8 protein-coding genes are annotated in these 7,076 nt (G+C 58.8%); 5 read left to right on the forward strand and 3 right to left on the reverse strand.

What is annotated here, in order from left to right; translation table 11 throughout:
- Positions 1 to 127: 127 nt before the first annotated feature.
- From lptE to QZ517_RS19155, 3 genes are all read left to right on the forward strand, one after another.
- Positions 128 to 634, forward strand: a complete 507-nt coding sequence (gene lptE / locus QZ517_RS19145; RefSeq protein WP_294230343.1) for an LPS assembly lipoprotein LptE — start codon at positions 128 to 130, stop codon at positions 632 to 634.
- A complete protein-coding gene (holA, locus tag QZ517_RS19150) occupies positions 631 to 1,662 on the forward strand; it encodes a DNA polymerase III subunit delta (protein WP_294230345.1) in 1,032 nt (343 codons plus the stop codon). Before lptE ends, holA begins: the two co-directional genes overlap by 4 nt.
- Before the next feature lie 87 nt (positions 1,663 to 1,749).
- Positions 1,750 to 2,340, forward strand: coding sequence for a glutathione S-transferase family protein (locus QZ517_RS19155; RefSeq protein WP_294230348.1), 591 nt, complete (start codon positions 1,750 to 1,752; stop codon positions 2,338 to 2,340).
- A gap of 60 nt (positions 2,341 to 2,400) precedes the next feature.
- Here QZ517_RS19155 and QZ517_RS19160 read toward each other — a convergent pair whose 3' ends face one another.
- Both QZ517_RS19160 and QZ517_RS19165 read right to left on the reverse strand, forming a co-directional pair.
- Positions 2,401 to 3,558 carry a TIGR03862 family flavoprotein gene (locus QZ517_RS19160; RefSeq protein WP_294230351.1) on the reverse strand — a complete coding sequence of 386 codons (1,158 nt, stop codon included), beginning with the start codon at positions 3,556 to 3,558 and terminating at the stop codon, positions 2,401 to 2,403.
- Positions 3,555 to 4,880, reverse strand: a complete 1,326-nt coding sequence (locus tag QZ517_RS19165; RefSeq protein ID WP_294230354.1) for a mechanosensitive ion channel domain-containing protein — start codon at positions 4,878 to 4,880, stop codon at positions 3,555 to 3,557. Before QZ517_RS19165 ends, QZ517_RS19160 begins: the two co-directional genes overlap by 4 nt.
- An 89-nt stretch (positions 4,881 to 4,969) precedes the next feature.
- Here QZ517_RS19165 and QZ517_RS19170 point away from each other — a divergent pair, with 89 nt between their 5' ends.
- Positions 4,970 to 5,284, forward strand: a complete 315-nt coding sequence (locus QZ517_RS19170; RefSeq protein WP_294230358.1) for an HNH endonuclease — start codon at positions 4,970 to 4,972, stop codon at positions 5,282 to 5,284.
- 3 nt (positions 5,285 to 5,287) lie between these two features.
- Here the strand turns inward: QZ517_RS19170 and QZ517_RS19175 are convergent, their stop codons facing one another.
- A complete protein-coding gene (locus QZ517_RS19175; RefSeq protein ID WP_294230361.1) occupies positions 5,288 to 5,899 on the reverse strand; it encodes an enoyl-CoA hydratase/isomerase family protein in 612 nt (203 codons plus the stop codon).
- Positions 5,900 to 6,120: 221 nt separating this feature from the next.
- On the opposite strand from QZ517_RS19175, the gene QZ517_RS19180 reads away from it, so the two are divergent.
- Positions 6,121 to 7,076, forward strand: a 956-nt coding sequence (locus tag QZ517_RS19180; protein ID WP_294230364.1) for a hypothetical protein, incomplete at its 3' end; no start/stop codon positions are given.

Below are 7,076 nucleotides of genomic sequence, written 5' to 3' on the forward strand. Positions count from 1 at the left end.
ATCACCGTGGCCAAAGACATGCCAAAAGAAGAGGTTGAAAAGCTGGCGCTGGCGCATGAAGCTGTTCAGCGTGCGCTGGATGGGGCCCAGCCCAAAAAGATGATTGTTGTCCCCGGTCGGATTGTGAATGTCGTCGTTTAACCGCCGTTTCTTTATGATGTCTGCAGCCGCACTGGGGGGCACCTCCCTTAGCGGCTGCGGATTTGAGCCGGTCTATGGCACGGACGGGGCAGCCTCCAAGCTGCTCAACAACATCCTTGTGGATGAGCCCAAGGCCAATGAGAGCTACGTTTTGGTGCGGGAATTGGAGAACCGCTTAGGCCAGCCGGGCAGTGCGCCGGACTATGGCCTGTCGTTGGCGTTGCATCTGGATGAGCGTGGCGTCGGACGGACCTCTGCCCAGGTGACCAACCGGTTTGATGTGATTGGATCGGTGACCTATGCGCTGCGTGGGATGGACGACAAAGAGGTGCGCACCACCGGCAAAGTGTCGAGTTTCACCAGCTATTCTGCCAGCGGTAGCACCGTGTCGGAACTGGCCGCTAAGGACGATGCCTATGATCGCCTGATGGTGATTTTGGCGGATCGTATTGTGGTGGATCTGCAAGCCTATGCTGTGTCTGAGGCGGCATGAAGTTATCTGCACGGGACGCCAATCGCTATTTTGCCAAGCCGGAACCGGATCGCACGGGCCTGTTGATTTACGGGCCGGATGCGATGCGCGTGGCGTTGAAGCGCCAAGAGGTGATTGCGGCCTTGATCGGCCCGCAAGGCGAAGAGGAAATGCGGCTGACGCGCATTCCCGGTGCAGATTTGCGCAAAGACAAAGCCGCCGTGCTTGATGCCATCAAGGAGGTGAGCTTTTTCCCCGGACCCCGCGTGGTGTTTGTCGAAGGCGCGACCGATGCCGGGGCGCCAGCGATCCTGAGCGCGCTGGAAGATTGGGCCGAGGGCGATGCGCAGATTGTTGTGACTGCGGGGCAGCTCAAGGCCAGTTCCAAGATGCGCAAGGCGTTTGAGACCCATCGCAACGCCTATGCCGTGGGGATCTACAATGATCCGCCGAGTCGTGAAGAGATTGAAGCCGATCTGAAGGCCGCCGGGCTGGGCAATGTTGAGCATGAGGCAATGACCGACCTGTTCAATCTGGCGCGCGAGTTGGACCCGGGGGATTTCCGTCAGACTTGCGAGAAGCTAGCGCTCTATAAATTCAAAGACGACCTGCCAGTGACGTCTGAAGATGTGGCGGCCTGTGCGCCGGTGTCCACCGAGGCGGCGCTGGATGACATTTTGAACATCGTGGCCGAAGGCCGTGCGCGGGAGATTGGACCCGTGCTGCGCAAATTGCAGGCGCAGGGGGTGAACCCTGTGTTGCTGCTTATTTCGGCAACCCGACATTTCCGGGCGCTTTATGGTGCGGCGGCGGACCCCGGTGGGGCAGCAGCGGGCATTGCCCGCATGCGACCGCCAATTTTTGGCCCACGTCGAGACCGCATGGTGCGGCAGGCGTCTAGCTGGGGCGCGCCAAAGCTGGAACAGGCGTTGACCGGTTTGACCGACACCGATTTGCAGCTGCGTTCCGCGGGACAACGCGCGCCGGAAATGGCGCTGGTGGAGCGGTTGTTTTTGCGTTTGGCCATGTTAGGCCAGCGCGGACGATAAAGCGCGACGAGGCGTCACAAACCAATGTGGCGCTTGTTTCACACCATGAGGGCGGGCAGGCTTCCTTCCGAAAGCAGGGAGAATGCCATGTATGAAGTGATCGGAAGCCCCACCAGCCGCGCGTTTCGCGTGGTTTGGATGCTGGAAGAGTTGGGGCAGCCATACAAACTGTCGCCAGAAAAGCCGCATTCCGAGGTGGTGAGCGCGCTGAACCCCTCAGGAAAAATCCCGATCCTAAAAGACGGCGACGCGGCGATCATCGACAGCACCGCGATCCTGACCTATCTGGCGGACAAACACGGCAAACTGACCTACCCGGCTGGCACCATTGAGCGGGCGCATCAGGACAGTTTCACGCAGCAGATCCTGGATGAAATGGAAGCTGGATTGTGGACCGCAAGCCGTCACAACTTCATTCTGCCGGAGGAACGCAAGGTGCCTGCGGTGAAGGAGACCCTGATGTGGGAGTACAGTCGTGGCCTGAAAAACGTGCTGCGCCGCCGGCAAGGGACCTATTTGATGGGCGAAGAGATCACCGTGCCGGATATCCTCCTGACCCACTGCGCCACCTGGGCGAAGTTTGAGGGCTTCCCCACCGACAATGAAGAGTTGTTGGGCTACATCAAGGTTACGCGTGGTCGAGAGGCGTTTCAAAGGCTGCTGCCAAAGAAAACGTGAGGGGCCAGCCCCTCTTGGCCTGGGGCCAATTCACCCTGAGGTATTTGGGGAAAGAGAAAGCTATGGGTGGCGCGACAGCCAGGTGGCGGCGCCGAGGCCAGCCCAGCGGCCCGTGGCGAGGCAGGCGGTGAGGAGATAGCCGCCGGTGGGGGCTTCCCAATCAAGCATTTCGCCGGCCGCAAAGGTGCCGGGAGTGGCCTTGAGCATGAGGTTTTCATCGAGAGCGTCGAGGCGTAGGCCGCCTGCGGTGCTGATCGCCTCTTCCATCGGACGTGGGCCAGCATGTGAGACTGGCAAAGCTTTGACGAGCGGCGCGAGGTCGTCAGGGAGAGGTTGACCAAACTCCATCAGCAGCGCCTGTTTTTCCGGCGACAGCTTGAGGGCCTTGCGCAGGAAGTTGGCGCGACTCATTTTGCCTTTGGGCCGGGACAAGCGCGTGCGGATGTCTTCGAGTGTCATGTTTGGAAGTAAGTCGAGAGTAAGCGGTGCGCCTTCGCGCATGGGCCGAGAGACGCCATAGATGCCGCCGCCTTCCAGACCGCGTTCAGAAATCACAAACTCCGCCCGCAAGGAGGTATCACCCGCCGTGAGGGTCACGTTTTTGATCGGCGTGCCAAAGTGGCGGGCCATATGGGGGGACCAGTCCACTTCAAAGCCCATGTTGGCGGGTTGAAACGGCGCAATTGGGGCCTTGAGCCGCTCTACCCACGAGCCATCAGACCCAAGCCGCGCCCAGCTGGCGCCGCCACAGGCCAGCACGCAGGTCTTGGGGGTGACCTTTTGGGGGCCATCAGGCGTGTCAAAGCTGTAGCTACCGCCGGTCCAGCGCCAGCGGGTGCGGATGTCGACGCCTTGGTCTGACAGGCGCGTCAGCCAAGCACGCAACAGCGGCGAAGCTTTCATAGCTTTTGGAAAGACACGGCCTGAGGAGCCGGTGAACATCTCTTGCCCCAAGTCTTCGGCCCAGGCGGTGACTGCCTTTGGGCCAAAGGCCTCCAGCATGGGGCGCAGGGTGGATGTGGCCTCGTGATAGTGGGTCAGAAAAGTCTCAAACGGTTCGTCTTTGGTCAGGTTGAGGCCGGATTTACCCGCCATCAGAAGTTTGCGCGCCACGGAGGGTTTGGCCTCGGCCACCACAACAGAATACCCTGCGGCGGAGATCACATCTGCGGCCATGAGACCGGCCGGGCCAGCCCCTATGATCAGCGCATCCGTCACGGGGTAGGCAACGATACGGGCAGCGGGGTTTTGAGTTCCACCACACGCTGTGGATATGGAATGGTGATGCCTTCGTCTTTGAGCGCGTTCCAGATCAGGAAGAGCACATCAGAGGTGAATTTGTTGCGGCCATCGTCAATGCCTTCAACCCAGAACTCCACGGCAAAATCCACACCATTGTCGCCAAAGCCGCGCAGCTCGCAATCTGGTGGGAACGGGTCGTTGAGCACGCCGGGGTGTTTGGCCACGGCAGTCTCAATGATGTCCGGTACTTTGTTGATGTCGGTGTCGTAGCTGACGGAAAACGGGGCTTCGTAGCGGTTGGCGGAGCCAGAGTCAGAATAGTTCACCACACGCGTGGTGATAAAATCTTCGTTGGGCACCACAATCCAGCGGCCATCATAAGTTTCCAGAATGGTGGCGCGGGCGGTCATTTTGATGATCGTGCCGGCTTCTCCGCCATCCAGTTCGACATAGTCGCCAACGGTGGCTTGGCCTTCGAGCAGCAGGATCACGCCCGAGATGAAGTTGGAGGCAATTTTTTGCAGGCCAAAACCAAGACCCACACCAATCACACCGGTGAGCACGGCGAGCGACGTGAGATTGATGCCCATGATGTTCATCACCAGAAGGAAGGCGACACCAAAGATGCCAATTTCCAGCGTTTTGGCGATGAGCTCGCGCATGGCCGGGCGCATCTCGTCCTGTTTCTTGATGAATTGACTGGATTGCTCATTGGACCAACGGCCAAGCCAGAAGATCGCGCTGGCCACAACGATGAAGCGGATGGCAAACAGCACGGAGAACGAGAGGTTGCCCAGAGGCACAACGGTTGTGTCCAGATAAGCCATGACCTCATCCAGAATGCCCAGCGCGTAAAGGCCGGCGATGGGCACAAGCAGGTAGCGACCCAGCACTTTCATCACCGGATCAGCAATGATTTCTTTGACCAGAATGCGCACGGCTAGGAACAAGAATACGCGTTTGCCAAAGGCAATCACCGCGCCGGAGCCAAACAGCGAGCGGGTGACGTTTTCACCAACGCCAATGAAAACATAGGCCAAAAGCGGCAGCAGAAGCGGCAGGAACATCGATACAAACCGTCGGGCGCGGGCGATGTATGTGTCCTGACCATCCGGTGGTGTCAGCCAGCGGTCCAACAACGGGTGCAATTTGCGGCTGACATAAAGCGCGGCAAGATACGCCACGAGCAGCAGGCCAAATTGCGACCAGGCGGCGGGGCTGAGCAGCCAGCCTTGGGCAATGCCCCACAGACGGTCAACATGTTCGAGAGCTGTGTTGAGAAAGGCTGTGCCGTCCATGATATGTCCGCTTGCTGTCTTTGAGGTTTGGGATAACCTCTTGCCTTGTGGGCTTGCGTAACTCAATCAAAAACAGGGGGAAAAACGAGGTGAATGCGGCACCATCCGAGGAGAAAGACCCCATTTGTCCGCTGTGTCGTCGGCCTATCCCGCCTGAGGCGCGACAATCCAAACACCACCTGATCCCGCGATTGCGCGGCGGTAAAGTTGGGCCAACGGTGCTGCGACACCAGATCTGCCACAATGAAATCCACGCAACGTTGACGGAAACCGCGTTGGCACATGTCTGCAATTCGGTTGAGAGGCTGCAGAGCCATGCGAGCCTGGCGAAGGTCATTCCCTGGGTCAGTAAGCGCCCGCCGGGGTTTCATTCCAAAACACCGGGCGGGCGGCGGAAACGTTAAGCGTCACAAACACATCTTCTTGATGCCTGACGCGATCTCCGGTTTGGCGGCGAGTGTGTCCGCTGCAATCTCCCGCGCGACAGTGAGCACATCTTCGGCAGGCACTATGCGCTCGATCAATCCGTAGGTGAGCGCCTCCTCCGAGTTGAGTTTCTGCCCCCCCATCAACATCAGTTTGGCGCGGGCTGGACCTACCAAAGCGGCGAGCCGGGCCGGATCGGAGGGTTGCGGCAGATAGCCCAGCTTCATCACCGGGTAGAAAAACTTCGCATGAGGCGCGGCAATGCGGATGTCACAGGCCAGTGCCATACCGTTTGCGCCCCCCGCCAACGTGCCATTAAGCGCGGCGATGGTCAGACCGGGCAAAGCCGCCACCGCACCAGAGAGACGTTCCCAAACGGAACTTGTTGCCAGACCCGCACGGGCTTCGTCCAGATCGGCACCCGCGGAAAACACTTTCCCCGTCCCGGTGAAGATCAGACACCGCGCCTCCTGGGCAGTTTCCGCGATTTCTGCCAAGTCCGTCAGCATCGCTTCGGTCAGGGAATTGGCTTTCTCAGGCCGGTTGATGGTCACCACCCACAGGCCGCCGTCATCTTTGATCAACTCAATCATGTCTGTCTCACTTTGCACAAAGGGCCGGGTTCACTGCCGAGAGGCTGATTTTCGCCGACGCGCTCCAAAAGCAACCACTTGGAATGTTTGATTTCCCTTGAAGTAAGGCGATCGTGGCGAGGCGTCTACCCCAGGGTGAAAAACCCATGTGTTTGACCCTTGACCCTGCCTCAGTGAAGACCCAGTCTTAAGGGGAAGGCTTTGAAAAGGTAGATAAGTTGATGCAGATTTCAGCACCCCGCATTTTCACAACCACGGCTTTGGCCACGGTTTTTTGCGCCCAAGCCGCTTGGGCAGACGTAACTGCAGACGAGGTTTGGAGCAATTGGCGCGACTCGATGACCGGTTTTGGCTACGAGATTTCGGCCACCGAAAGCACCGAGGGCGATGTTCTGACCGTGAACGGGCTGGCGATGTCGATGGACATTCCGGAAGAAGATGCCACCGTCGCAATCGACATGGGCACCCTGGCATTTGAGAATGTCGGCGACGGCACCGTGCGGGTTGTTGTGCCCGAAAACGCGCCGATCCTCGTGAAACTTGTGGACGATGAAGAGGCGGTAGAAATTGCGCTGACCATGTCGTCCGCCGACATGAAAAACATTGTCTCCGGCACAGCGGAAGCCATGATCTATGAGTATGCGGCAAGCAAGCTGGACCTGATTGTGGACAGCATTGTTGTGGACGGCGAAACCATCCCAGATATGGACATTGCCCTAACCTTTGCTGATCTCGCAGGCCGGTCCCAGACGACGTTTGGCGATGTGATCAGCAGCGTACAAAAAGGCAGCATTGGCAATGTGTCTTTGATTGCCAAAGGCGTGGACCCGGACTCCGGCGAGAACTTTGACATGTCCGTGACCGGCGCAGGTCTGGAAGTGGACGGCACCGCCAGCGTGCCAAGTGGTGACTACGGCGAAGATGTCGCCGCTTTCTTTGCGGACGGCTTTGCCATTGAAGGCAGCTATGCGCTGCAATCCTCCACCATGAATGTGAACTTTGTGGAAGACGGCACCCCTGGGTCCATGGCCTACACCAGCGGTCCGGCTGTTGTAGGGATCGATATGGACAGCGAAGGCATGGCCTACGACGGCACTGTCACCAATGTTGCGGTGAATGTGGCCAGCCCTGAGTTCCCACTGCCGATTGACGTCAGCTTTGGCGAGATGGGCTATGG

This window comes from uncultured Shimia sp., assembly GCF_913054185.1.
GTDB lineage: Bacteria > Pseudomonadota > Alphaproteobacteria > Rhodobacterales > Rhodobacteraceae > Shimia.